Origin of the sequence: Leucobacter aridicollis, from assembly GCF_013409595.1 — a bacterium.
GTDB classification, from domain to species: Bacteria; Actinomycetota; Actinomycetes; order Actinomycetales; family Microbacteriaceae; genus Leucobacter; species Leucobacter aridicollis.
Genome location: NZ_JACCBD010000001.1, coordinates 3537810 through 3562049, shown reverse-complemented (window position 1 = coordinate 3562049; position 24240 = coordinate 3537810). Strand labels below are relative to the sequence as shown.

The 24240-nt window shown below is 67.7% G+C and carries 22 protein-coding genes; 7 read left to right on the top strand and 15 right to left on the bottom strand.

Annotated features, from left to right (window positions below):
• The first annotated feature begins 61 nt into the window (after window positions 1-61).
• Window positions 62-943, top strand: coding sequence for a sulfurtransferase (locus tag BJ960_RS16350; RefSeq protein WP_185988056.1), 882 nt, complete (start codon window positions 62-64; stop codon window positions 941-943).
• Between the two features lie 10 nt (window positions 944-953).
• Here the strand turns inward: BJ960_RS16350 and BJ960_RS16345 are convergent, their stop codons facing one another.
• The 4 genes from BJ960_RS16345 to BJ960_RS16330 all read right to left on the bottom strand — a co-directional run bounded on the left by BJ960_RS16345 (window position 954) and on the right by BJ960_RS16330 (window position 5277).
• Window positions 954-1871, bottom strand: coding sequence for an AEC family transporter (locus BJ960_RS16345; RefSeq protein ID WP_185988055.1), 918 nt, complete (start codon window positions 1869-1871; stop codon window positions 954-956).
• 76 nt (window positions 1872-1947) lie between these two features.
• Window positions 1948-2259: a DUF2853 family protein gene (locus tag BJ960_RS16340; protein ID WP_185988054.1), complete on the bottom strand. Its 312-nt coding sequence runs from the start codon at window positions 2257-2259 to the stop codon at window positions 1948-1950.
• Window positions 2260-2397: 138 nt separating this feature from the next.
• Window positions 2398-3765 (bottom strand): aspartate aminotransferase family protein, encoded by a 1368-nt coding sequence (locus BJ960_RS16335; protein WP_185988053.1) that lies wholly within the window; start codon window positions 3763-3765, stop codon window positions 2398-2400.
• Window positions 3766-3792: 27 nt separating this feature from the next.
• Complete coding sequence (locus BJ960_RS16330) at window positions 3793-5277, bottom strand: CoA-acylating methylmalonate-semialdehyde dehydrogenase (RefSeq protein WP_185988052.1); 1485 nt, start codon at window positions 5275-5277, stop codon at window positions 3793-3795.
• Window positions 5278-5421: 144 nt separating this feature from the next.
• Between BJ960_RS16330 and BJ960_RS16325 the strand changes: the two genes are divergently transcribed.
• Window positions 5422-7113, top strand: coding sequence for a PucR family transcriptional regulator (locus tag BJ960_RS16325; RefSeq protein WP_185988051.1), 1692 nt, complete (start codon window positions 5422-5424; stop codon window positions 7111-7113).
• A gap of 67 nt (window positions 7114-7180) precedes the next feature.
• Here the strand turns inward: BJ960_RS16325 and BJ960_RS16320 are convergent, their stop codons facing one another.
• Window positions 7181-8755, bottom strand: coding sequence for a SpaH/EbpB family LPXTG-anchored major pilin (locus tag BJ960_RS16320; RefSeq protein WP_185988050.1), 1575 nt, complete (start codon window positions 8753-8755; stop codon window positions 7181-7183).
• A 239-nt stretch (window positions 8756-8994) separates the two neighbouring features.
• The gene (locus BJ960_RS16315; RefSeq protein WP_185988049.1) at window positions 8995-9699 is read right to left on the bottom strand and encodes a Maf family protein; all 705 of its coding nucleotides are present in this window, start codon (window positions 9697-9699) and stop codon (window positions 8995-8997) included.
• Between the two features lie 79 nt (window positions 9700-9778).
• On the opposite strand from BJ960_RS16315, the gene BJ960_RS16310 reads away from it, so the two are divergent.
• A complete protein-coding gene (locus BJ960_RS16310) occupies window positions 9779-10582 on the top strand; it encodes an SCO4651 family lipoprotein (protein WP_185988048.1) in 804 nt (267 codons plus the stop codon).
• A 93-nt stretch (window positions 10583-10675) separates the two neighbouring features.
• Window positions 10676-12001, top strand: a complete 1326-nt coding sequence (locus tag BJ960_RS16305) for a class I SAM-dependent RNA methyltransferase (RefSeq protein WP_185988047.1) — start codon at window positions 10676-10678, stop codon at window positions 11999-12001.
• 305 nt (window positions 12002-12306) lie between these two features.
• On the opposite strand, the gene BJ960_RS16300 is transcribed toward BJ960_RS16305, so the two are convergent.
• From BJ960_RS16300 to BJ960_RS16290, 3 genes are read right to left on the bottom strand one after another with little or no spacing between them, the layout of a single operon-like run.
• Window positions 12307-12909: a response regulator transcription factor gene (locus BJ960_RS16300; protein ID WP_237463800.1), complete on the bottom strand. Its 603-nt coding sequence runs from the start codon at window positions 12907-12909 to the stop codon at window positions 12307-12309.
• 5 nt (window positions 12910-12914) lie between these two features.
• Window positions 12915-13835: an acetamidase/formamidase family protein gene (locus BJ960_RS16295; protein ID WP_185988045.1), complete on the bottom strand. Its 921-nt coding sequence runs from the start codon at window positions 13833-13835 to the stop codon at window positions 12915-12917.
• Complete coding sequence (locus tag BJ960_RS16290) at window positions 13835-15079, bottom strand: aromatic amino acid transport family protein (protein ID WP_185988044.1); 1245 nt, start codon at window positions 15077-15079, stop codon at window positions 13835-13837. Before BJ960_RS16290 ends, BJ960_RS16295 begins: the two co-directional genes overlap by 1 nt.
• A 292-nt stretch (window positions 15080-15371) precedes the next feature.
• Between BJ960_RS16290 and BJ960_RS16285 the strand changes: the two genes are divergently transcribed.
• Window positions 15372-16655, top strand: coding sequence for a type III PLP-dependent enzyme domain-containing protein (locus BJ960_RS16285; protein WP_185988043.1), 1284 nt, complete (start codon window positions 15372-15374; stop codon window positions 16653-16655).
• Here BJ960_RS16285 and BJ960_RS16280 read toward each other — a convergent pair.
• Genes BJ960_RS16280 through BJ960_RS16270 form a run of 3 tightly spaced genes read right to left on the bottom strand, consistent with a single transcriptional unit; the run spans window position 16652 to window position 18586 of the window.
• Window positions 16652-17479 (bottom strand): hypothetical protein, encoded by an 828-nt coding sequence (locus BJ960_RS16280; RefSeq protein WP_185988042.1) that lies wholly within the window; start codon window positions 17477-17479, stop codon window positions 16652-16654. The two genes, BJ960_RS16285 and BJ960_RS16280, sit on opposite strands and share 4 nt — an antisense overlap.
• Window positions 17476-18198, bottom strand: coding sequence for an ABC transporter ATP-binding protein (locus BJ960_RS16275; protein WP_185988041.1), 723 nt, complete (start codon window positions 18196-18198; stop codon window positions 17476-17478). The genes BJ960_RS16280 and BJ960_RS16275 overlap by 4 nt, the downstream gene beginning before the upstream one ends.
• The gene (locus tag BJ960_RS16270; RefSeq protein WP_121074683.1) at window positions 18191-18586 is read right to left on the bottom strand and encodes a GntR family transcriptional regulator; all 396 of its coding nucleotides are present in this window, start codon (window positions 18584-18586) and stop codon (window positions 18191-18193) included. Before BJ960_RS16270 ends, BJ960_RS16275 begins: the two co-directional genes overlap by 8 nt.
• 98 nt (window positions 18587-18684) lie before the next feature.
• Between BJ960_RS16270 and BJ960_RS16265 the strand changes: the two genes are divergently transcribed.
• Both BJ960_RS16265 and BJ960_RS16260 read left to right on the top strand, forming a co-directional pair.
• The gene (locus tag BJ960_RS16265) at window positions 18685-19083 is read left to right on the top strand and encodes a YchJ family protein (protein WP_307814724.1); all 399 of its coding nucleotides are present in this window, start codon (window positions 18685-18687) and stop codon (window positions 19081-19083) included.
• Window positions 19084-19144: 61 nt separating this feature from the next.
• On the top strand, window positions 19145-20608 hold the full coding sequence (locus BJ960_RS16260; RefSeq protein ID WP_185988040.1) for an alanine/glycine:cation symporter family protein: 1464 nt from the start codon (window positions 19145-19147) through the stop codon (window positions 20606-20608).
• Window positions 20609-20628: 20 nt separating this feature from the next.
• Here BJ960_RS16260 and BJ960_RS16255 read toward each other — a convergent pair whose 3' ends face one another.
• From BJ960_RS16255 to BJ960_RS16245, 3 genes are all read right to left on the bottom strand, one after another.
• Window positions 20629-21078 carry a MarR family winged helix-turn-helix transcriptional regulator gene (locus BJ960_RS16255; RefSeq protein WP_185988039.1) on the bottom strand — a complete coding sequence of 150 codons (450 nt, stop codon included), beginning with the start codon at window positions 21076-21078 and terminating at the stop codon, window positions 20629-20631.
• Window positions 21079-21178: 100 nt separating this feature from the next.
• Window positions 21179-23407 (bottom strand): heavy metal translocating P-type ATPase, encoded by a 2229-nt coding sequence (locus BJ960_RS16250; protein ID WP_185988038.1) that lies wholly within the window; start codon window positions 23405-23407, stop codon window positions 21179-21181.
• Window positions 23408-23529: 122 nt separating this feature from the next.
• Window positions 23530-24189, bottom strand: a complete 660-nt coding sequence (locus BJ960_RS16245; RefSeq protein ID WP_185988037.1) for a pentapeptide repeat-containing protein — start codon at window positions 24187-24189, stop codon at window positions 23530-23532.
• Window positions 24190-24240 lie beyond the last annotated feature (51 nt).

The following is a 24240-nucleotide window of genomic DNA, read 5'->3' as shown; positions in this document are numbered from 1 at the left end:
CTATGCATTTCGGGCACCGCTCCCTGAGCGCGACCCAACCGTCATCGCGTACGATCGCCCCATGAGCGATCCCACCGATGGAGCACGACGGTCCGACCTTCTCATCACCCCGGCAGAGCTCCACGACCTCCTCGCATCAGAGGCGGGCCCCGGGGAGGGACCGCGCACGCGCATCCTCGACGTGCGGTGGACGCTTGCCCAGCCCTCCGGTCACAGCGACTATCTCACCGGCCACATCCCCGGTGCGATGTACGTGGACCTCGAATCCGAACTCTCCGCGCACGGCGCCGCGACGCTCGGCCGGCATCCGCTGCCCGGCGGCGAGGCGCTAACCCACTCGGCCCGCCGCTGGGGCCTTCACCCGGAGGATTCGGTGGTTGCGTACGACGGTGGCGGCAACCTCGCCTCTGCGCGACTGTGGTGGCTGCTACGCGACGCGGGCTTCGAGCGCGTGCGCCTCCTCGACGGCGCCCTGCCAGCGTGGGTCGCGGCCGGATTTGAGCTCGAGACCGCGGAGCCGACCCCTGCGCCGGGCACCGTGATCCTGACCCCGGGGCACCTGCCGACGCTCGCCCTCGAGGAGGTCGAGCGGTTTGCGCGCGAGCACACGCTCGTCGACGTGCGCGCCCCCGAGCGGTACCGGGGTGACGTCGAACCGATGGACCCCGTGGCGGGCCACATTCCCGGCGCGCTGAACCTCCCCACCGCAGAGAACGTGACCGAAGACGGCAGGTTCCTTTCCAGCGACGCGCTGCGCGCGAAGTTCGGCCGAGCTGCGGAGCCAGGATCCCCCGTCGGGTTCTCGTGCGGGTCCGGCATCACCGCGAGCCACGCGCTCTTCGCGTTCGCGCTCGCCGGGGGCGAGGGCGTACTGTTCCCGGGATCGTGGTCGCAGTGGTCGAACACCCCCGAGCTCCCGGTCGCCACCGGCGCGACACCGTAGCGGCGCCCGACTACCCGAGCAACACTGTCGCAAGCACGAGGATGGGAATGCAGCCGAGCGTCGTAATGAATACGGTGTCTCGCGCCACGTTCTCGCCGACGCCAAACCGCTGCGCATAGTTGAAGACGTTCTGAGCCGTCGGCAGCGCGGCCAGCACCACGACGACGAGCGTTTCCTGCGACCCGAGCCCGAACACGATGGCGGCGACGAACCACGCGAGCGCCGGCATGACGAGCAGCTTCAGCGCGCTCGCGAGGATGACCTCGCCGCGCTGCCCGCCCGCACCGAGCACCCGCTGCCCGTGAAGCGAGACTCCGTAGCTGATGAGCAGCACCGGCACACACGCATTCGCGATGAGCTCGATCGGCGCGAACACCACCTCGGGCAGGTCGACGCCGAGCACCGAGACGAGCACCCCGAGCGCCGAGCCGACAATGATCGGGCTCACCAGCGCGCGTGCGACCGCGCCCAGCCTGAACCGGCCGCCCGCCGAGGCCTCCAGGATCGACAGCGAGACAGGCGTCAGCACGAGCAGCTGGAACAGCACGACGGGCGCGGGGTAGGCGGCGCTCCCCAGAATGTACAGCGAGAGCGGAATGCCGATGTTGTTCGCGTTCACCTGCCCGGCCGACAGCGCCCCAATCAGTGCCTCGCTCGCGGGCCGGCGCCACACGAGCCGGGCGGCGACCGCATAGATCAGGATCACGGCGACTGCCGCAATCGCCGAGACTGGGAGCAGCGAGGAGAACAGCGCGTCCACGTCGGCCTTCGAGAGCACGACGAAGAGGAGCGCGGGCGAGAGCACCCAGTAGACAAGCTTCGCGAGCACCGCCCGGGAGGCCACGTCGAGGACACCCGTCTTCCCGAGCACCCAGCCGATGAAGATCGCAAACCCGACGACGACAAAGCCTGTCAGTGCGTCGAGCATGGGCGATCCTCCGTGGGTGGCCGGTCAGCTCCAGCCTACTCCCGCCTCGCGCCGCGCTGCGGCGCGCCGCCCTCCGCTAGCCCCCGAAGACGCTGAGCTTGCCGTAGTGCGCGGCGAGCAGGTAGTAGACGGTGAGCCGCTGCTTGTGGCCGGGAATCTGATCGCCGACGGTCGCAATTGCCTCGTCGATGGCTGCGTCGGACTGGGTCACGCCGAGCTTGCCCTTCACGAAGTTCTCGCGCACCAGCGCGAGCTCGGCCGGGTCGCTATATGAGACCAGCCGGGCGTCGGGGTCCTGCAGTGCGAGCGCGTACGCCCGCTCCATCTCAGCGACCACTGCGGGGCTCGCACCGGGGGCGTATTTCTGAATGTCTTCGAGCGCGCTCATATGCACGGATCCTTCCTCAAAACCCTTTCCCCCGCCTTTGGAGGAACTGTTCCATTGTGACCCGCCCGCCCGGAAAGGAACAGGGGCAAAACACGAGGGGCCTGGTTTCTGAAAACCAGGCCCCTCTGAACTCCAGCGTTAGTTGCCGGTGTAGTAGCTATCCGCCACGTCGAGCGCAGCATCGATGATCTCGAGACCCTTCACGAGATCGTCTTCGCTGATGACGAGCGGCGGCGCGATCTGCAGGCGATTGCCTGCAGCGAACGGCCACAGGCCAGCGTTCTTGCACGCGGCGATGACCGCGTTGTACGCGTCGCCCGCGAGCGGCTCGCGGCTGTCGCGATCGACGACGAGCTCGAGCGCCCAGAACATGCCGGTGCCGCGGTACTCGCCGACCGACTTGTGCTTCGCCGTGATCTCGCGCAGGCGGGGCTCGATGACGCGCGATGCGAGGTCGCGAACGCGCTCGATAATCCCCTCCTCCTCGAAGATGTCGAACGTCGCAACGCCTGCGGCGCACGCGAGCGGGTGCCCGCTGTAGGTGAGCCCACCGGGGAACGCCTTGTCGACGAAGGTGTCGTGGATCTCATCGGAGATCACGACACCACCGAGCGGCACGTAGCCCGAGTTCACGCCCTTCGCAAACGTCACGAGGTCGGGCTTCACGTCGAAGGCCTGGTACGCGAACCACTCGCCGGTGCGGCCGAAGCCGGCCATGACCTCGTCGCAAATGAGTACGATGCCGTAGCGATCGCAGAGCTCGCGGACGCCGGTGAGGTAGCCGGGCGGCGGCACGAAGATGCCGTTGGTCCCGGTCACGGTCTCGAGAATGATCGCGGCGATCGTGTTCGGGCCCTCGAGCTGGATCGTGTGCTCGAGGTGCGTGAGCGCGCGCTCCGCCTCCTGCTCCGGGCTCTCCGAGTAGAACTCAGAGCGGTACTGGTACGGGCCGAAGAAGTGCACGACGCCCGCGTCGGGGGTACCGTTCGGCCAGCGGCGGGCCTCACCCGTGAGGGTGATCGCCGTCGCGGTCGAACCGTGGTACGAGCGGAAGCGTGCGAGCACCTTCTGGCGGCCGGTGTGGTGGCGCGCCATGCGCACCGCGTACTCGTTCGCCTCGGCGCCGCCGTTCGTGAAGAACACCGAGCGAGCGCCGTCGAACGACTTCTCGACGATCCGCTTCGCGAGCTCGCCGCGCACGTCGTTCGCCATCGCGGGCTGGATCGTAGCCATGCGGCCAGCCTGCTCCTGGATGGCCCGCACGAGGCCCGGGTGCTGGTGCCCGAGGTTCAGGTTCACGAGCTGCGACGAGAAATCGAGGTACTCGGTGCCGTCGTAGTCCCAGAACCGCACGCCCTCGCCCTTGGCGACGGGAAGCGGGTTGATCTGCCCCTGCGCCGACCACGAGTGGAAGACGAAGTTGCGGTCGTTCTCGCGCACGGCGCGCTGTGCGTCGGTGTCGCCGAACGCCTGCTCGGCGCCGTCGAGGTCGATGTAGTCAGCCATGTCTGTCTCTCCTAACCCTGCGGTCGCTTAGCTGTTGCTCGGGAAGCCGAGGTCGACCTTCGACTGGTCCGGGTTCGGCCAGCGGGTCGTGACGACCTTCGAGCGGGTGTAGAAGTGCACCGACTCCGGGCCGTAGATGTGCGAGTCGCCGAACAGCGAGTCCTTCCAGCCGCCGAACGAGAACGAGCCGACCGGAACGGGGATCGGCACGTTGATGCCGACCATGCCAGCCTCGACCTCGAACTCGAACTGGCGTGCGAGGCCACCGTCGCGGGTGAAGATCGCGGTGCCGTTGCCGAACTGGTGGTCGTTGATGAGCAGGAGGCCCTCTTCGTAGGTGTCGACCCGGACGACCGCGAGCACGGGCCCGAAGATCTCGTCGCGGTAGACCTTCGAGTCGGTCTTCACGTGGTCGATGAGCGAGACACCGGTGAAGAACCCGCCGCCCTCGAACTTCGACTCGCGGCCGTCGACGACAACAACGCCGCCCTCGGCCGCGGCGCCGGCAACGTACGACTCGACGCGATCCTTCGCCTCCTGCGTGATGAGCGGGCCCATCTCGGACGCGGGATCGGTGCCGTCGCCGATCTTCAGATCCTTCATGCGGTCAGCGATCTTCTGGACGAGCTCGTCACCGACGCCGCCAACTGCGACGACGACCGAGACCGCCATGCAGCGCTCGCCAGCCGAACCGTAGGCCGCCGAGACGGCCGCGTCGGCCGACATGTCGAGGTCAGCGTCGGGCATCACGATCATGTGGTTCTTCGCGCCACCGAGCGCCTGAACGCGCTTGCCGTTCGCCGCGGCGCGCTCGTAGATGTACTTCGCGATCGGGGTCGAGCCGACGAAGCTGATGGCCTTGACCGAGGGGCTGTCGAGCAGCGTGTCGACGGCAACCTTGTCGCCGTGCACGACGTTGAGCACGCCGTCGGGCAGGCCGGCCTCGCGGAACAGGTCGGCGATGAAGACCGAGGCGGAGGGGTCGCGCTCCGACGGCTTCAGCACGACGGTGTTGCCGCAGGCGATCGCGGACGCGATCATCCACAGCGGCACCATGACGGGGAAGTTGAAGGGGGTGATCGCGGCAACAACGCCGACCGGCTGCTTCACCGAGTGCACGTCGACACCGGTGGACACCTGCTCGTCGCGCTCACCCTTCAGTAGGTGCAGGAGCCCCGAGGCGAACTCGACATTCTCGAGCCCGCGAGCGATCTCGCCGGCGGCGTCCGAGAGGACCTTGCCGTGCTCGCTCGTGACGATTGCCGCGAGCTCGGGGGTGCGCTGCTTGAGCAGCTGACGGAGGTTGAAGAACACGTCGGCGCGCTTCGTGAGGCTCGTCTTGCGCCACATGGGAAGCGCAGCCTGAGCCGCTGCGATGGCCTGCTCGACGGTCGCCACCGAGGCGATGCCGAGCTCGTGCTGCTGCTCGCCGGTTGCCGGGTTGAAGATCGGCTGGGTCCGCTCAGCAGCTTCGACCTTCTCGCCGCCGATGACGTGGGGAATGTGCGCCATTTCTGTGTTCCTCTCGAGTATCGCTCGTGTTCGAGCAATGTGTTCGGGCCGCAATGCCCGCATGCATCCCAGTCTTTCAGCGAACTATCTCGCGAGCACCCGGCAAAGTATCGGCAATTCGGCAAAGTTTCGTACACTTTGTATGTGACCGCCCTCGCCCGCCCCTTGCCATCTGTCCGTGACGTCCTCGGACTCGCCGAGCTCACCGCGGGAGCGCCGGAGCTCGTGACCGGTGAGGTTGGCCTCGATCGCGGGGTGCGCTGGGCGCACGTCGTCGCAGGCAGCGACGCACCCGCGCTGCTCGACGGCGGCGAGCTCGTCCTCACCACGGGCGCCGGATGGCCGGACCCCGCGGCAGCACCCACCGCGGCCTTGAGCGCGCTGGTGACTGCCCTCGTCGACGCCGATCCGGCTGCGATCGTCTTCGAGCTCGGGTCGCGGTTCACCGAAGCCCCCGCCCCACTCGTGGCAGCCTGCGGCGAGCGCGGCATCCCCCTCATCGTGCTGCACCGCGTTGTCCGCTTCGTGCAGATCACGCAGCGCGTGCACCAGCGTGTCCTCGCTGCGCAGAACGAGGCGCTCGAGGCGCGAGCCGAGGTGCACGCGATGCTCACCGAGCTCGGGCTCAACAGGAGCCCCGTGGACTACGTGGTGGACAGGATCGCGGCGACCCTCGGAGCTCCGGTCGTGCTCGAGGACGCCGGCCATCGAGTCGTCGCCTGGTCGGGGTCGGACGCCGCGGTGCTCGATCACTGGGCCAGCGCACAGGCGGGCGCCGCCGCCGGGCCGCCGCTCCCTGCGGCTGCCACCCGCGTCCCCGTCGAGGCACAGGGCAACCGCTGGGGGTGGCTCACGGCGCTCGACGGTCCAGCGCACCCGGCGGGGCGTGAGACCGTGCTCGAGCTCGGGGCGTTCGCGCTCGCGCTCGCGCGGCTCGCCGACGCCGAGGGTGAGACCTGGCTCGACCTCGGCTCGAAGCGTCTCTTCGACGCGGCGTTGTCTGGCCGGTTCTCGGGCGAGCGCGAGCTCGCCGCGCAGCTTGCCGCGGGCGGCCTCCCCATCGACGGGCGGGCGCTCCTCGGGGCGACGCTCGCCGGGTTCGGTGACTTCGGCGCGCACGAGTCGCTGGAGGCGGCGATCCTGTCGACCGCGCTCAGGCGCGCCGTCGCGCCCGACGGACGGGTGCTCCTCGCCCCCGCGCCGGCGGGCGTCGCCGGGCCGCGCACGCTGCTCGCGCTGCTGTCGTTCCCGCCGCAGGATCCGCGTGCGAGCGCAGCACTCGCGCCCGCCGCTCACCCGCTCGCGGAGCGCCTCGCACACGAGCTCGCGATGATGCTGCCTGAGACGACGCCGGCAGGCTGGCACGCGCACCTCAGCATCGGCGTTGGCGCCTCCCGTCCCCGCGCCCTCATCGCCTCGCTCGAGCGCGTTGCTGTCGCCGGCGCAGTGCCGGTTGGGGCCGCGCGCGTCCGTCCCGGCGGGGGCGCCGCCGGCCGTGTCACTGTGCAGCTCGCTGAGGCGAGACCGCTCGCCTACCTCGTTCGCGGCCTCGCCGGGGTGCCCGAGCTCGAAGAGTTCGCCGCGGTAGCGCTCGGCCCCCTCGTCGAGCACGACGCTGCCGCCGGGGCAGGGCACCCGGGCGACCTCGTGCGGGTGCTCGCCGCCTACCTGGCACACCCAGCAAACCGCTCACTCGCGGCGCAACGCGCCAGGCTCTCACGCTCGGTGTTCTACCAGCGGATCGCCCTCATCGAGGAACTCCTCGGCGTCGACCTCTCCGACGGGGAGACGATCGCGGCGCTCACCGTCGCCCTGCTCGCGCGGGATCGCGCGTAGCGGGCCACAATGCGCGAGGGGCGGCCTCACCCGAAGGTGAGACCGCCCCTCGCGGAGGGCCCGCGTGCTACTGCTGAGCGACACGCCCCCGCCGAAGCGCGAGCACGCCAGCGGCGAGCAGCAGCACAGCGCCGCCGCCAATCAGCCCAGCGGTGCCCGCTGCGCCGGTCACCGGGAGGGCTGGGAGCTCGCCGGGCTTGATCTCAGACCGCTCAAGAAGTACCGGAATCTCCATATCGTCATGCGTCACCTTGAACAGGGTCGGGGCCGCGGGTGCCCTGTAGCCATCAGGCACCACGTCGACGTACGCGCAGTAGGTAGCGGAGCCGACGGTCCCCTGGTTCCACTTGATAATGTGGGCGAAGCCTGCTGCATCGGTGGTGACGGTGTCGGGCGAGCTCACGACAAAGAAGTCGTCAAACTCAATCCATGGCTGGGCCAGCTCCCACCAGGAGGGCGAGATCTCGCGTAGCTCCTCGGGGTCTGCGGGGCACGAGGTGCCGTCCAGTATCGGGTGCAGGTAGGTCGTGAAGCCGACGCCGGCGATCGGGTCACCGGTCTTACTGTCCTTCGCCCGATAGTGCTGGTTCGTGAACGGGTACTCGGGGTTCTCGATCTCGATCGGACCCCCGAGATTCGCGGCCCGGGAAGAGCGGGCTCCGCTTCCCAGCGACGAGACGCCGTTGAGGGTGATAAGTGCGCGGTTCGCGGTCGATCCACCGGCTTTCATACCCGTGCGGAACGAGAGCACCAGCTTGCCGCCGATGTTCGCGTTGTACTTCGCGAGCCCGGGCGCGAGCAGCACCAGCTCGACCTTCGTCTTTGCGACGTTCGATGCCGGGGTCACGGTGTAGTCAACGCCAACGACGAGCGAGACTGCCTTCCCGTCAGCCCCCGTCAGCCTCGCTGTCGCCACGGAGTCGTAGACAAGGTGCTCGGAGAGCTGATCGTCGATCCGCACTTCCCAGTACTGCTCGCCGTCCGGCAGGGGCTTGATGGGCACGGTGATGCCGTAGGAGACCTTCCCCGTCACCAGCGCCCCGCCCTTCGTCGCGCCGCTGCCGACGATCGAATTCTTGGGGTAGATATGTGGGTGGTAGTTCCACTCTTCTTTGTTGGGGCTCGGAAGCGGCACGGTGACGATCGTTGGCTGCGCCGTCTGCAGCGCGTTCGCCGGCGGAGTGCTTTCGTACACAACGTATGCGCGATCCGCTGAGAGACCGTCAAATTTCGCGACTCCGTCGCCAGCTCGCGTCGGCTTCTCGATTCCGCAGCTCAGCGTGAGCGGCGTCCCGCCCTCGGTGACCGCTGGACGCGCGCCAGGCCCGATCCCACCGGTGGCGACCAATGCGTTGACGCGCTTCCAGTCGGCCGACTTCGACAGGTCGATTCCGTTGATAGCGCAGACGGTGAATCCGGCAACGAGTCCGTTCACGGTCTGCCCCGACAGGTCGAGTTCGGTGCCGTCGTTGGGGCCGAGAACGGTCCCGGTGTATTCGTGCTTGTGCACGGTGATGCTGCCCGTGCCGCCGTCGCCGGGTGCCGCCATCGCGGGTGCCGTGCCAACGCCGAGCGCGCCCGCTGCGATCGCCGCAACGCCCAAAAGCGCGAGCGCTCTCCTCGGCCTGCTCGTTGAATTCATGCTGCGTGTACCCTTCCTGGCGCTGCCGCCGGCGTGCTGTCGCGCCCACGACTCACGTCGGCCGGGGCGATTCAGGCGCCAGAGACTGAATCACCGGGGAACGCGGGGACGATCGCAGACGCACTGTTCGGTCAGCGTATGACGCCGTCAGTCCGCGAATCGCCGCTGCAGTAGGGCTACGAGAAAGTGCAGTAACCCGGGCACCGGGTTGGAGTGCTTGGCAGGAGGGGCGCAGCGTGTCAGGCCAGCGGTGAGCCGCCGCTCCACAAGGCCGTGTAATCGTGGCCGAGGTCGAGCACGAGACGCCGAAGCGCCGGGAGCGAGAGGCCCATGACGCAGCTGGGCGCTCCTTCGATCTTCTCGATGAACGCGCCAGCGAGGCCGTCGATCGCGAATCCGCCCGCGAGCTTGAGTGGCTCGCCGGTCGCAACGTAGCGTGCGAGTTCCGTGTCCGTGACGTCGGCAGCGAGGGTGACTGTCGCCGTATCGACGCTGCCGACGGCGGGCGCCCCGTCAAAGTCTGCCAGCGGGAGCCGTGCTGCGTCACCGTCGGCCGGGCCGCCGGTGCAGTCGATGAGCCAGTGACCGGAGTGCAGGATCCCGGTGTGGCCGCGGTGCTGCTTCGAGCGCTCAAGCGCAACCTCGGGCACGTGTGGCTTGCCGAGCACCTCGTCACCGAGGAGGAACATCGAGTCGCCGCCGAGCACCAGGCCGCCACCGAGGGCGGCGATCTCCTCCGCATACCGTCTGGTAACGTCTTCGGCCTTCAGCCGCCCGAGGTACTCGGTGAGTTCAGGCGCCGTGAGCGCCCGGCCGAGCTCGGCTTCCCGCTCGCGTACCTCCGCGTCCTCGTCCACTTCCGGCGCGAAGCACGCGGGCTCAATTCCGGCGCCTCGGAGCACCGACAGGCGAGCGGGGGAGGTCGAGGCGAGGATCAAACGCATACCCGCCAGCCTATGCAATACATACGCAATTCACGCTGATGAATCGCGAAATGTCGGCTGCTGGGGTTACCGTTAGAGCATGAAGCTTTCACGCAAGGCCACACTCATCACGTCCGTTCTGCTCGCTGGCGGGCTCGCGCTCACCGGGTGCAGCTCCCCTTCGGCCCCGGCCGACGGCGGCTCGACCACCACCCAGGAGCCGGCTGCGAAGGGCACCCCGCTTACGCAGGATGACTTCGCGCAACGCATCGCGGACGCCCAGTTTGCGGCCGGTTCGGTGCACATGACGATGCAGATGGGCGATTCCGTCGAGGGCGCCGTCGAGGCTGACGTCGTCATCGACAAGGACCCGAAGAAGGTCCAGATGCAGATGAAGATGAACTCGGGCGGCATGGACGGCGACATCCGCGTCGTCGACGGCAAGATGTACATGAACATGGGAGAGCTGTCGGGCGGCAAGTTCCTCGACCTCTCGACGATGCCCGGCGGCGCCGGCGACATCGGCGCGATCCTCGACCAGGTCAACCCGGGGTCGCAGGTCGAGGGCTTCGGCGACGCGCTCACCGACTTCACGGCGGATCCCGAGGGCCCTGAGATCGATGGCGTAAAGACCACGCAGCTGACGCTCACGCTCGACACGCGCAAGATGTTCGAGGCGCAGCCGCAGGAGGGCGTCGACATCGACACCCTCGTCTCCACCATCGGCGAGTCGATGGTCTACGACATGTTCGTCGGCCCCGACGACCTGCCCCGCCGCATCGTCATGCCGAACGTCGGCGGCATGGGCACCGGCACTCAGGAGTACACGAAGTGGGGCGAGCCCGTGAAGGTCGAGGCCCCCGCGAAGGATGAGATCGCGGACGCGTCCTCGCTGCAGGGCTAGGTTTCCCGTCGATCGGGGGCCAGGTAGTTCGCTACCTGGCCCCTTTTTCGTTGCCAGGCGCGACCACTGAACTTGCGTGGGAGAATAGGACCTATGTCAGAACAGCGCGAAAGCACGCCCCTCGAAATCGGCTCCGAGATCGAGCTCGAAATCACCGGAATTGCCCACGGCGGCGTGAGCGTCGCTCGCCACGACGGGCGCGTGGTGTTCGTCGCCGACGCGATCCCCGGGGAGCGTGTGCTCGCGCGCGTCACCGACCAGAAGAAGAAGTCGTTCGCCCGCGCCGCGGTCACACGGGTGCTCGACGCGTCTGAGGATCGCCGCGAGCACGTCTGGGACGAGGCCTCGCTCGAGCGGGACCCTGCCGAGCGGGCCGGGGGCGCCGAGTTTGGCCATATCGACCTCGCGCGCCAGCGCGTGCTCAAGGCCGAGGTGCTCGTCGACTCGATGGCGCGCTTTGGGGACATCGAGCTCGCGGGCGAGGAGGGCGAGGACTTCCAAGAGACCCTCGCCGAGCTCGTCGAGGCCGCCGACGGCGACGACGAGGCGAACGGCCTCGGATACCGCACGCGCGTCCGCCTGCACGTCGATCCCGAGACCGGCGCTGTCGGCCCCTACGCTGCGCGCAGCCGCACGGTCGTTCCAGTGTCCTCGCTGCCGCTCGCGACGGACGGGGTCAACCAGATCGCCCCGCTCGCCGAAGCGATGCAGGGCCTGCAGACGATCGACCTCATCGACCCCGCAAACGACGATCCGCGCATGCTCATCACCGAGCTTGGCCAGAAGGAGCGCCGCGGCGAGAAGGACCTCGTCGCCGAACTCGTTGAGGATCGCGGTTTCATCGTCCGCGCGGGCGGCTTCTGGCAGGTGCACCGCGAAGCACCGGCGATGCTCTTTGGCGCCGTGCACGACGCGATCTCCGATCTCATCGAGGCCGGGCAGTTCGACCCGGCGGCCGGCAACCTCGATCTCTACGGTGGCGCCGGGCTGCTGGCCGCGGCGGTCGCCGAGGCAGCCGGACCGGGCCTGAAGATCACGTCCGTCGAGTCTGATCCCGACGCGACCGATAACGCCGCGGAGAACCTCTCCGAGATCGTTGGCGCCCGCGCCCTGACCGCGCGCGTCGACAGGTACCTCGCCGAGCTCCTCGACGCGGCGGCGCCGGTACGCGACCGCCTCCGCCGTGGCACCATCGTGCTCGACCCGCCACGCTCGGGCGCCGGCGGCGACGTCACCGCGCAGATCGCAGAGCTCGCACCCGCAAACATCGTTTACGTCGCCTGCGATCCCGTCGCGCTCTCCCGCGACACGAAGTCGCTGCTCGACTCGGGCTACGATCTGCTCGAGCTGCGCGCGTTCGACATCTTCCCGCACACGCACCACTTCGAGTCACTCGCAGTCTTCAGCCGCGCGGAGTAGAGATTGTGGGGGCTCCCCACTGCCCCCTCACTGCCCAGCCACAACCCTCTGCCTGTCCCGCCACAGCCGCGGCCACAGCCACAGCCGCAGCCGCCAGCACTGGGTATGTGATCTGCAGATGCAATGCACAACCCCCTAGGACTTGGGCATTGCATCTGCAGATCACAGACGATCGGGTTGCCGGACGTGGCGGAGCGGACGTGGAGGAGCGGACGTGGCAGGGCAGGGCTGCAACTCAGACGGGCCGCAGACTGCCGGGGCTGCAACTCAGACACAGGGCTCCAGCTCAGGCGCGAGGCTGCAGCTCAGCCGAAGAGCGCCCGCCGGCTGTCGATGCCGAGCTTCTGCAGCACGTTTGAGACGTGCGTCTTCACGGTCGGCACCCCGACGAACAGCTCCTTGGCGATCTCCGAGTTCGTGTAGCGCTGCAGCATGAACCCGAGCACCTCCTGCTCGCGGGCGGTGAGGGCCGTGCGCTGAACGCGCTCCTCCAGGCTCCTGGCGCTGACCCCGGTGTCAGTCGTGACGTTCCACACCCTGCTGCCGCGAGCCGTCGCCCGGACGGTCTCGACGAGCCGCCCTTCGGGGTGATCCTTCGTGAGGAAACTGTCGGCGCCCGACAGAAACGCGAGCGTCGCGTCCGAATGGCTCGTGTACGACGTGTACATCATCACGCGCGGCCCGAGCTCGAAGGACTTGATCTCGCGGCAGAGCTCAAGCCCATCGCGCACGCCGCCAAGCCGCAATGGAAGAATCACCAGATCCGGTGAGGTGTTGGCGACTGCGGCGAGCGCAGCTCCGGAGTCCGTCGCCTCTGCGACGACGCTGAGATCCTCGTGCGCGCCGAGCACGGTCGCCAGCCCGAGGCGCACGATCGGGTGGTCCTCGACAATCACGATCTTGACCATGCCCGTCACGCGCGCCCCTCGTCAAACAGTGGTTCCGGGCACCACTCGCGCGGGATCGTGATCCTCGCCGTAACAAGCGGGTTTACTGCCTGACTCACTTCAGAACGGACGATTAGGCTGGCTGTGCGGTACGCGTCTTCCCAGGCAAGTCCCTGCCAAACCTGGATCACATCAACTGCAGCCGCAAAGCCCGTGCGGATGGCCTCTTCGATTGTCGCCGCACTCGCAAGCAAGCTCAGCCCGCCCTCGTGGCGCAGCGCTGGCAGTTCTCCCGCATACATTTCTTCGCCTTGAACAACAGCCCGTTCAACGCGCAAGCGTACGCGGCCGGCAATCTCGACGCCAGTTCCGCCGAGTTCGCCATCACCTTGCACAGCATGCAGATCGCCTACCGCAAGCAAGGCGCCGTCGTGGCGAGCGCGCAAGAAGAGGGCGGTGCCGGCTTGAAGCAGGCGAGTATCGAGATTTCCGCCGTGTGTACCCGGCCAAGAAGAGCCAACAGGTTCTCCACTCGGAGCCACGCCAAGGACCCCAATCATTGGCGCCAACGCAACGGGCGTGGCGGGAGTCACCCAGGCGTGCCCATCTCGTATCGGCACTAGCCGAGTGCTTGGCACGCTGATGCGGTCCCCGAGCACCCCTAGACCCGGCGACAGCGCCATGATGCCCGTATCAGCGAGCTCTATGGCCTCGACCTCGACGCGAATCATCGCCCCCGCGCGCACGCCCTCAACGTACACGGGGCCGGTCGCACGGTTGAAATGAGCCATGTCGATGTGCGGACGTAGCACTGCTTCGGAGGTGATCTGTCCCGCATAGCAGTCCTGCGTCTCGCATTCGAACGACTCACCAAGCGCGACCACGGCGACCGGCTCATTGTGAGCTGAGAACGCCGTGATCGCGGATGTCGCAGGGATGCGGCGCATTAGGCCCAGCCGTCAGGGACGAGGCCGAACGCTGACACCAGCGAGTACACAAACGCAAGGCCAAATACCAGGATCAGGAGGCCCTGAACGATCGGATGCGACACCCATCCCGCCTGCCACGCGGGTTCCTGGTCACCGTGCTTACGCGCTCGGTGCAGCATGAGCACGGGAACAATCGACATGATCGCACCCGCAAACCCACCGGCGTATCCAAGGGCCGACACGAAGCCGGCGAGCTTGAACACCCCAATGAGAAACGCAGGAATCGCGACAATCGCAATCGCGGCGACACGGTATCCAGGCGCCCCCTCGGAGGGCCACTTGAACCGGTCGAAGATGTTTGTCATCAGCGTGAGTGCGATCGCCCAAAAGGAGGTCATCATTGCAAGGACGGCGAAGATGTTCGCCAGGTAGTACGCGGCGGACCCAAGTTCCTGACCCCAGGCGACAGTAACCACCTCGGTGATGCCTTCGCGCCCCATCATTCCAAGCGCGGCAAGCGGAACCAGTGCGAGGAGGAATCCCGTTGCACACATACCAACGACGATCGCCCGGGGCAACGCGCGTGGGTTCGTTTCCGCGAGACCGCGCGCGAGTTCAGGAACGGTGTACTGAGCGATGAACGCGAACACCGCAAGGTTCACGATTGGAATGATGAAGAACGGCTGCACGTAGGTAACGTTCGCAATATCGATGCCGGGGCCGAAGAACGTCCAGCCACAGAGCACGAGAATCAGCACGAGCATCGCAATCGTGATCGCCTGCTCAGAGCGCCCAGTCGCCTGGAGTCCAAACCACACGACAAGCACACCCGGGATGAAGAAGAGGAGACTGCCAACCGCTTCGGGCAGGCCGAGCAACTCAGAAAGGATCCTCCCGGAGCCCGAGGTATACGCGATGAGCGCGCCGAGTCCGTTTACGGCGACTCCCGCGAACACCAACCACGATCCCACATTGCCCAGGTACTTCTTGGCGAGGCCGGCGAGCTGCAGCGGCTCCTTCGTTCGCAACGCAACTTCGGCGACGTAGAGCATGGATGCCGTGGTGAGGAAGCCGGCGACGATCAGGGCGATCAGCAGCGCGGGAAAGCCGCCGCTGCGCGCGCCGTAGGGAAGTGCGAGAATTCCCGCGCCGATGTTTGCGCCGAAGATGATCGCAACACCCTGCCAGAAGGTGATCGCGGTGCTATGCGTCTTGGCCGTCGCCGTCTGGGCGCCTGCGCCCGGCTTGATAGCGGTAGTCATGTTATTTCTTTCTGATGTTCACTATGTTGGGCCCACGCGACAACGCATCGCTGTACAACACCCGATGGTGTGCCAATGGGCCACGACCCATGCAGCTCCGCAGGGCACGATTCACCATATGGGCTGGGCCCAGTGGTCTCTTCATCCTCTTGGGATGAATTCGGCAGCAAATCTCATCCCCCTGGACTGATCTGCCGCCAAACGAATAATCCTAGCCTGGGTGACGGGGCACGCCTCGCCACGGAACAGCCCCGCACCGTCCACGAGCACGAGAGCGCAGATCCTGACCACAATGAATGATTCAGCCCGCCGATCACAGATCCTGACCGCGGCCCTCACCCAGGGTCTGTTGCACGAAGAACACTCGCCGCTCGTGGCGTTCCTCGACTGGGAGCGCGTGCAGCTCAACGTCGAGCACCTGCTCGGCGCCTTCCCACGGGGCATTCCCGTGCTCCACGCGTTCGCGGTGAAGGCCAATCCGCTCGTGCCGGTGCTCGCCCGCCTCGGGGAGCTCGGCATGGGTGCGGAGGTCGCGAGTGACGGCGAGCTCAGCGCCGCCCTCGCCGCCGGGATGACGCCGGAGCGGCTCGTGTTTGACTCCCCCGCGAAGTCGTGGGGTGAGCTGCGGCGGGCGCTCGGCCTCGGCGCCGCGCTCAACGTCGACAACTTCCAGGAGCTCGCCCGCGTCCGCTCAATCATCGAGGAGAGCGGGTCGGATTCAGAGATCGGGATCCGCCTGAACCCCCAGGTCGGGGCCGGCTCGATCGCCGCGATGAGCACGGCGAGCGCGCACTCGAAGTTTGGGGTACCCCTGCGCGACCCGGGCATGCGCGAGCAGCTGATCGAGGCGTACCTCGCCTCGCCGTGGCTGCGGCGAGCGCACACCCACGTCGGGTCGCAGGGCTGCCCGCTCCCCCTGATCGCCGAGGGTGTGAATGAGCTCGTGCGGTTCGCCGACGAGGTGAACTTCCGCGCTGGCTACGCGCAGATCCGCACCCTCGACATTGGCGGCGGGCTGCCCGTCGACTTCGCAACCGACGCCCCGATCTCGGCGTTTAACGACTACGTCGCCGCGCTCGCAGAGGGTGCTCCACGGCTCTTCTCGGGCGACTACGAGATCGTGACCGAGTTCGGCAGGAGCATCCTTGCGAAACACGGCTTCATCGCGACGTACGTCGAGTACACGAAGCAGGTCGGCGGCCGCCGGGTGGCGATCACCCACGCTGGGGCGCAGGTCGCAACCCGCACGGTGTTTATGCCCGAGGCGTGGCCGCTCCGTGTCGAGGGCTTCGACAGCGCAGGCGCCCCGAAGCCGGCCGCCGTCACCGAGATACAGGACGTGGCCGGCCCGTGCTGCTTCGCTGGCGATCTCGTCGCCAGGGGCCGCGAGCTCCCCGTGCTCGAGCAGGGAGATATTGTCGCCCTGCTCGACACGGGTGCGTACTACGCGAGCAACCCGTTTCACTACAACTCGCTGCCCGTGCCGCCCGTCTACGGCATCGAACACGCGGGAACGGCGCCCGAGTTCACTGAGATCAGGGGCGCCGTTCAGCACGAGTTGCAGCTGGCCCGCTAGCGGAGCGAGGTGCGGCGGTCGACGGAGCGGGCGCCCCACCAGGCGAGCACGATGCCGAGCACGAGGGAGACGACGAACACTCCGAGGCCAAGCACTGCCGGTTCGGCCGCCGCGGCTCCACCGGATTTCACTGCGGCGAGGAAGTCCGGGAGCATGCCCTGCGCGACGAGGGTGCCCGCATCCGGGCCGCCGACGCGGATGCCGAGTGGCAGGAACATCATCGCCGCGAGGCCGAGGATCTGCATCACGAAGTAGAGCACGACGGCGAAGATCACGGGGGCGCCGAACCCGAGGTGGTTGAAGCGGCCCTCGGCACCGATCGACATGAGCGCGGCCCCGGCGACCACCGAGAACACGAGCTGCAGGAGCAGCACGACGGCGACGAACCAGGCGAGCCCGGGATCGAGCGTCGTGAACAGTTCGCGGAGGAAGTCGAGCGGTGCGGCGCCCTTGGATACCGCGAGCGCGATTGCCGCGATCGCGAGCAGCGCCACCGTCAGGGCAGCGGCCACGAACGAGACGACAATGCCGTACAGTACCTTCGCCGCGAAGATGGTCCGGCCGCGCACGGGCAGCGTCATCGTGAAGTAGCCCTGCGCGCCGTACATGGAGCGCCAGTAATGCGCGACGAGCACCGCCAGCACGACCGGAGTCAACGCGATGGAACCGGCGATGCCGGCCCCGAGTCCGAGACCATCGAGGATGGGCACGCGGAGGATCGCGACCGCGTATCCCATGAGGATCACGGCGAGCATGATTCCGGCGGTTGTCAACAGCGTCTTACGGGTCGAGATGAATTCCTGGCTGAACAACTTGGCGATCATGCTGCGTACACCTTTCTGAAGAGCGCGTCGAGGCTCACGCCGTGATGCTCACGGAGCTCGTCAGCGCTGCCTTGCAGGAGCACCGTTCCTCCCCGCAGGAACACGACCGAGTCGACGATCGATTCGACGTCCTGGATGAGGTGGGTGGAGACGAGCATCAGCGCGTCCTCCGCGAAGTTCGAGAGGATCCCGCGCAGGATCACGTCGCGCGAGGCCGGGTCGACGCCTGAGATCGGCTCGTCAAGGAGGTACACGCGTGCGCGGCGGCTCATCGCGAGCGAGATCTGCAGTTTCTCCCGCATGCCCTTCGACATTTCCTTCAGGCTCCGATCCCACGGGAGGCCGAAGAAGTCGACCATCTCCCGCGCCTTGGCCGCATCGAAGTCCTCGAAGAACCGCGCGTACTGCGCGATTGAGTCCTCTGGCTTGTGCGCGTCGGGCAGGAACGATGCGTCGGGCAGGAACGAGACCTGCGCTTTCGACGCCGCGCCAGGAGCGTTGCCGGCGATCTGTACGCTGCCCTCCCACTCTGCGAGGACCCCCGCGAGGATCTTCAGGAGCGTCGTCTTGCCCGAGCCGTTGTCACCCATGAGGCCGACGATTTGGCCGGGGTACAGGCTGAGGTCGAGGCCCGCGAGCGCCGGGCGACCACGGTAGGCCTTGGTGAGGCCGCGCACCTCGATCGCGGGCGGTGACAGTGGCAGGGTGTGCTCACTCATCGGGTGTCCTTTCAGTGTGCGCTGTGTCGGAGGCGTCCGTCCAGCGGTGTGTCAGCAGTTGCACGGTCTCAGGAAGCGTCATGCCGAGGCCCCGGGCAGTGGCGACGAGCGCACCCGCCTGGGCTGCGGCGAGCGCGCCGCGCGCCGCAGCGATTGCGGCCTCGTCACTCGTGACAAACCGTCCCGCGGTGCGCTCGGCGAGCGTGAGGCCGAGCCTGTCGACCTCTCCGAGCGCCTTCTGCACGGTGTTGGGGTTGACCCCGAGTTCGAGCGCAAGCTCGCGCACCGAGGGAACCTTCAGGCCCGTCGGCCACTCCCCCGAGGCGATGCGTCGCCTGAACTCGTCGACGAGCTGCGACCAGATGGGCCGGGAATCGTCGAGTTGCATGCTGTGATCCTTCCTTCGACGGGGCTAGCACCCGTCATGTACCACTGTATTGCGACAGTAGTACAGGCCGCAACTCTCGGACCGAGTACCGTGGTGCTGTGACGCCACTCGAGCCCTCCGCCCCCTGCCCGTGCGGCCTCGGCAACCCCTACGGGAGCTGCTGCGGGCCGATCCACGCGGGCAGCCCGGCGCCCACCGCCGCCCAGCTCATGCGATCCCGATACAGCGCCTTCGCCATCGGCGATCCCGCCTACCTGCTGCGCAGCTGGCACGCGAGCACGCGCCCCAGCGAACTCGAACTCGACAAGACCACGCGCTGGCTCCGGCTCATCGTCGAACAGACCGAGGCGGGCGGGCCGTTCGACACGGCAGGCAACGTCACGTTCACCGCGATCGGCAGGACACCCGATGGGCGCTTCGAGCAGCGCGAGCGCAGCCGGTTCGTGCGCGAACAGGGCAGCTGGTTCTACGTCGATGGAACCGACCCCGCCGCCTAGCACAGGCGGACTGTGCCACGTCCCCCTTTCGGCGACGAACCGCCTCCCCTAGGCTCGTCCCATGGATGCGATCAGCGATCTCCTTGCCCAGTGGGGCGACCAGTTCTGGACCTGGCTCGTGCTTCCCGTCGTCGTAGCGCTCGGCCTCTACTTCACGATCCGCTCCGGCGTCGTGCAGTTTCGGCTGCTGCCCGACATGTTCCGCACGCTGACAGACAAGACCCCGAGGGACGAGAACGGTGAACCCCAGTCGGTGTCCGCGTTCCAGGCATTCACGATCTCCGCGGCGTCACGCGTCGGCGTCGGCAACATCGCAGGCGTTGGCACGGCGATCGCGATCGGCGGCCCGGGCGCCGTCTTCTGGATGTGGCTCATGGCCTTCGTCGGCGGCGCCTCGTCGTTCGTCGAGTCCTCGCTCGCGCAGCTCTACAAGACCAAGGACGAGACTGGGTTTCGCGGCGGACCCGCATACTACATGGAGCGGGGGCTCGGCGCGCGCTGGCTTGGCGTGCTCTTCTCGATCGTGCTCATCGCGTGCTTCCCGATCGCGTTCTCGTCGCTCCAGGCGAACACGATCCAGGCGACACTCTCGGGCAGCCTGGGCACCCAGGCCCCGTCCTGGCTGCCCATCGCCACCGGAGCGGTCCTGGCGATCCTGATGGCCGCGGTGATCTTCGGCGGCGTGCGCCGCATCGCCTCCGTCACCCAGACGCTCGTCCCCGTCATGGCGCTGCTCTACCTGCTCGTCGGCCTCGTCATCGTTGCTCTGAACGTGACCGAGATCCCCGCGGTGTTCGCGACGATCTTCACCTCGGCTTTTGGCGCACAGCAGGTCACCGGCGCAGCGCTCGGCTACGTGATCCTCACCGGCATCAAGCGAGGCATGTTCTCGAACGAGGCCGGGCTCGGCTCCGCCCCGAACGCGGGCGCCTCGGCCGCGGTCACCCACCCCGTCAAGCAGGGACTCGTGCAGACCCTCGGCGTCTACTTCGACACGTTCCTCATCTGCTCGATCACGGCCTTCATCGTGCTCGTCGCCACGCCGGACCTCGCCGGCGCCGCGAAGGGCATTGAGCTCACCCAGGCCGCCATCGTCTCGACCCTCGGTCCGTGGGCGAACATCCTGCTCACGATCATCATCTTCCTGCTCGCGTTCTCGTCGATCCTCGGAAACTACTACTACGGCGAGTCCAACATCGAGTTTCTCCGCACGGGCGGTGGCGTTCTGACGGGCTATCGCGTCGTCGCCGTGCTCGCAGTCTTCGCCGGATCGGTCGTTTCCGCCGACATCGTCTGGAACCTCGCCGACGGCATCATGGGGGTGATGGCGCTCCTCAACCTCGTGGCGATCGCGCTGCTCTCCGGCATCGCCTTCAAGCTGCTGCGCGACTACACCGCGCAGCGCAGGGCGGGCCTCGACCCCGTCTTCACGCGGGATCGGCTGCCCGAGGTGCGCGGCGTTGAGCAATGGGCCGATGCCCAGTCGGTCACCGGGACCATCTCGCTGCCGGACCCCCAGCGGTAGCGCGGCAGCGGGGAACGCCGCTAGACGCCGCGCACGGCCTCACGCAGCGTTCCGAGCATGCCGCACAGCCGCTCGATCTCGGGCTCGCTGATGGCGGAGGCCTCAGCGACGCTGCCCGGCAGGTGCATGAGCTGCGCCCGCAGGTCGCGGCCGAGCGGGGTGCAGAATACCCGCACTTGTCTGCCGTCGTCACTCACCCGCTCGCGCGAGATGTACCCGCTTGCTTCCAGCCTCGTGAGCAGCGGTGAGATCGTGCCGGAGTCGAGCTCGAGCTCGGCGCAGAGGTCTGAGACGGGCCGGCCGTCGCCGCTCCACACCGCTCGCATCGTCAGATACTGCGTATAGGTCAGATTGAACGGCTGCAGCTCTTTGCGGTACGCGGACACCATGGCTCGCGATGCCGCGTAGAGCTGGAACGTGAGCTGATCCGCGAGCTCGATCTCGCGCGTGTCCTGGCCGACGTGTGGCACGGCACTCCCCCTTCTGCCGTCTGTGTCTTCGCCAGGCCCCCCGACCCGCCGAAACAGACAATACGTGTGCCACCGAGACTACCGGTGGCACACGCGTTTGTCAGCTTTCAAGCACTCGTCGCGTTGTCACCTCCGGTCGGAGATCGAGGCGGCGGAGGAGTTGCGCGTTCAGCGCGACCACGACCGTGGAGAGGGACATCAGGATCGCGCCCACCGACATCGGCAGTACGAATCCGATCGGGGCGAGCACGCCAGCGGCAAGCGGCACCGAGATCAGGTTGTAGCCCGCCGCCCACCAGAGGTTCTGGCGCATCTTCCGGTAGGTGGCCTGCGACAGCTCGATGACGGACACGACCGAACGGGGGTCGTCGCTCGCAAGGATCACACCGGCAGAGGCAATCGCGACGTCGGTCCCGGCGCCGATTGCGAGCCCCACATCGGCCTGCGCGAGCGCGGGGGCGTCGTTGACGCCATCGCCGACCATCGCGACGCGTTTGCCCTCGCCCTGCAGCTTGAGCACCTCCGCGGCCTTGTCCTCGGGGCGCACGCCGGCAAGCACCCTGTCGATCCCGAGCTCATCGGCCACGGTCTGAGCAACCGCCTCCGCGTCTCCGGTGATCATGACGACCTCGACGCCGAGCTTGTGAAGCGCACGAACCGCATCGCGGGACTCTGCGCGGATCTCGTCGCTCAGCGCGAGCGCGCCAATCACCGAGCCGTCTCGCAGCACGTGCAGGATGATCGCCCCACGGGTACGCCACTCGTCGGCGGCGTCGAGCTCGCTCGCGCCCTCCTCCTGCAGCATGTACGGCCCGCCGACGCGCACAACCGCCCCGTCGACGGTCGCGGTCACTCCGACCGCAGGCGACGAGGTGAAATCGGCGGCGGCGGGCACGTCGAGCCCACGATCGCGGGCGGCGCGGACGATGGCTTGGGCGAGCGGATGCTCACTGTCCTGTTCCGCGGCCGCCGCGAGCGCGAGCACGCTGTCGGCGGTGTAGTCCCCGGCCGGCTCGACGTTCGTCACGGTGGGCTCGCCCTTGGTGAGCGTACCGGTCTTGTCAAAGAGCACCGAGTCGACGAGCCGCATGCTCTCGAGGGCGAGGCGATCCTTCACGAGGATTCCGGCGCGCGCCGAGCGCTCAGTCGCGATGGAGACGACGAGCGGGATTGCCAGGCCCAGCGCGTGGGGGCAGGCGATCACGAGCACGGTAATCGTGCGAACCACCGCGTCGTCCGGGTTGCCAACAAGCGTCCAGACAATCGCCGTCACCACGGCTGCGGCAAGCGCGAACCAGAAGAGCCAACCCGCGGCCGTATCGGCGAGCCGCTGGGCGCGCGACGAGGAGTTCTGCGCCTCCGTGACGAGCCGCTGGATCCCAGCGAGGGCGGTGTCGTCACCGATCGCTGTCACCTCGATCCGCACGCCAGAGTCCGTTGCGACGGTGCCGGCGGAGACGGGCTCGCCCACACCACGGCCGACGGTGCGGGACTCGCCCGTGACCATCGATTCGTCGAACGAGGCCCGCCCGTCGACGATTCTGCCGTCCGCCGGGACGCTCCCGCCGGGACGCACGACGACGACGTCACCGACGCGCAGGGCGCTCGGCGAGACCGTGACGATCTCGCCGCCCTCGACGCGCTCAGCCTCATCCGGCAGCAGCGCGGCAAGCGAGTCGAGCGCCGACGTCGTCTGCGCGAGCGAGCGCATCTCGATCCAGTGGCCGAGCAGCATGATGACGACGAGGAGCGCGAGCTCCCACCAGAAGTCGAGCTCATGGTGGACGAGACCGAGGCTTGCAGCCCAAGACGCGAGGAACGCGACGGTGATCGCGAGCGCGATCAACAGCATCATGCCGGGCTTGCGCGCCTTAGTCTCGTCGACGGCGCCCGTGAGGAACGGTTTGCCACCCCACACGTACATGATGGTTCCCAAGATTGGGGACACCCACGCGAGCCACGGCGCGGCCGGCAGCTGGTACCCAACGATCGACGCGAACATACCGGACAGCGCGACGGTCGGAATCGCAAGGACCAGCATGATCCAAAACATGCGCCGGTACTGCGCGACGTGGCCCTCATGGCCGCCGTGGCCAGCGTGACCGTCGTGACCGCCATGGCCCGAGTGGGCATCGTGACCACTATGGCCAGAGTGGCTATCGTGGCCGTCATGACCGGAGTGAGCGTCGTGGCCCTCGTGACCCCCGTGACCCGAGCCGGCGTCGTGGTCGGCTTGGGTGTCGTGGTCGACGTGATCCGCGTGGTCTGTGTGGCCGCTGTGGGCGGCACCGGCACCGTGCGTGGCGCCGTGGTTTTCGTGGTCCTTCATCTGGGGTTCCCCTCGCATTGCATCTGGGTCACTAACAACCATACCCCCTGGGGGTATCATTGACCACAACCAGTGTTTCCCCGAGGCTATTCCCTCCTCCCGCCCGAGGCCACCCCTCCGGCCTACTCTCTGACGCTCACGCCAAAGTGGCCCGCGAGCGTCTCTGCCATGAGCGCGACCTGGTTCGGCGACAGCACAGCGCCCCGAAGGCCCTCGAATCCTTCTAGTGCGCGAAAGTCGAGCCCGCGCAGGTCGAGCGCGTCGCCCGTGCGCTGCGTCAGCGTGAGCTTGTCGGTCGTGCAGTCCTCGAACGCGACGCGTGCCGTCTTCGCCGCGCCGAGGTCGACCTCGTCAAACACGCAGTGCCGAAAGACGACGTCGTGCACGACCGATCCGCGGAGGTTGATCCAGCCGATCTTTGACCCCTCGACGACGAGCCGCCGAACCTCGGAGCTACTCATGTCGAGGGCGCCCACGCGGGACTCGATGAGCTCGGCGTCACGCCACGCGCTTCCGGGAGCCGACACGACCGGGGCAGCGAGGCGCAGCACCCGGGACTCGAGCACGCTGGCACCGCGGAGGTCGATGCGGTCGCCGGTGAGTTCGACGAGCTCACACTCAAGGAACGTCGCGCCACCGAGTGGCGCTGCGACGCGCGCGTCGTCGAACCGCATCCCATCAAGGTCCGCGCCGGCGGTCAACTCTGCCGCGTCACCGGGCTCCAGGTCGTGAAGCACGAGCCGTTCTATCCGAGGAGTGTGTGCTGCCTGTCGTCTCGCCATGCCCCCACACTATTCCCCGCGTCCGACAAGGAGCGCCAGCCAGCAACCTGG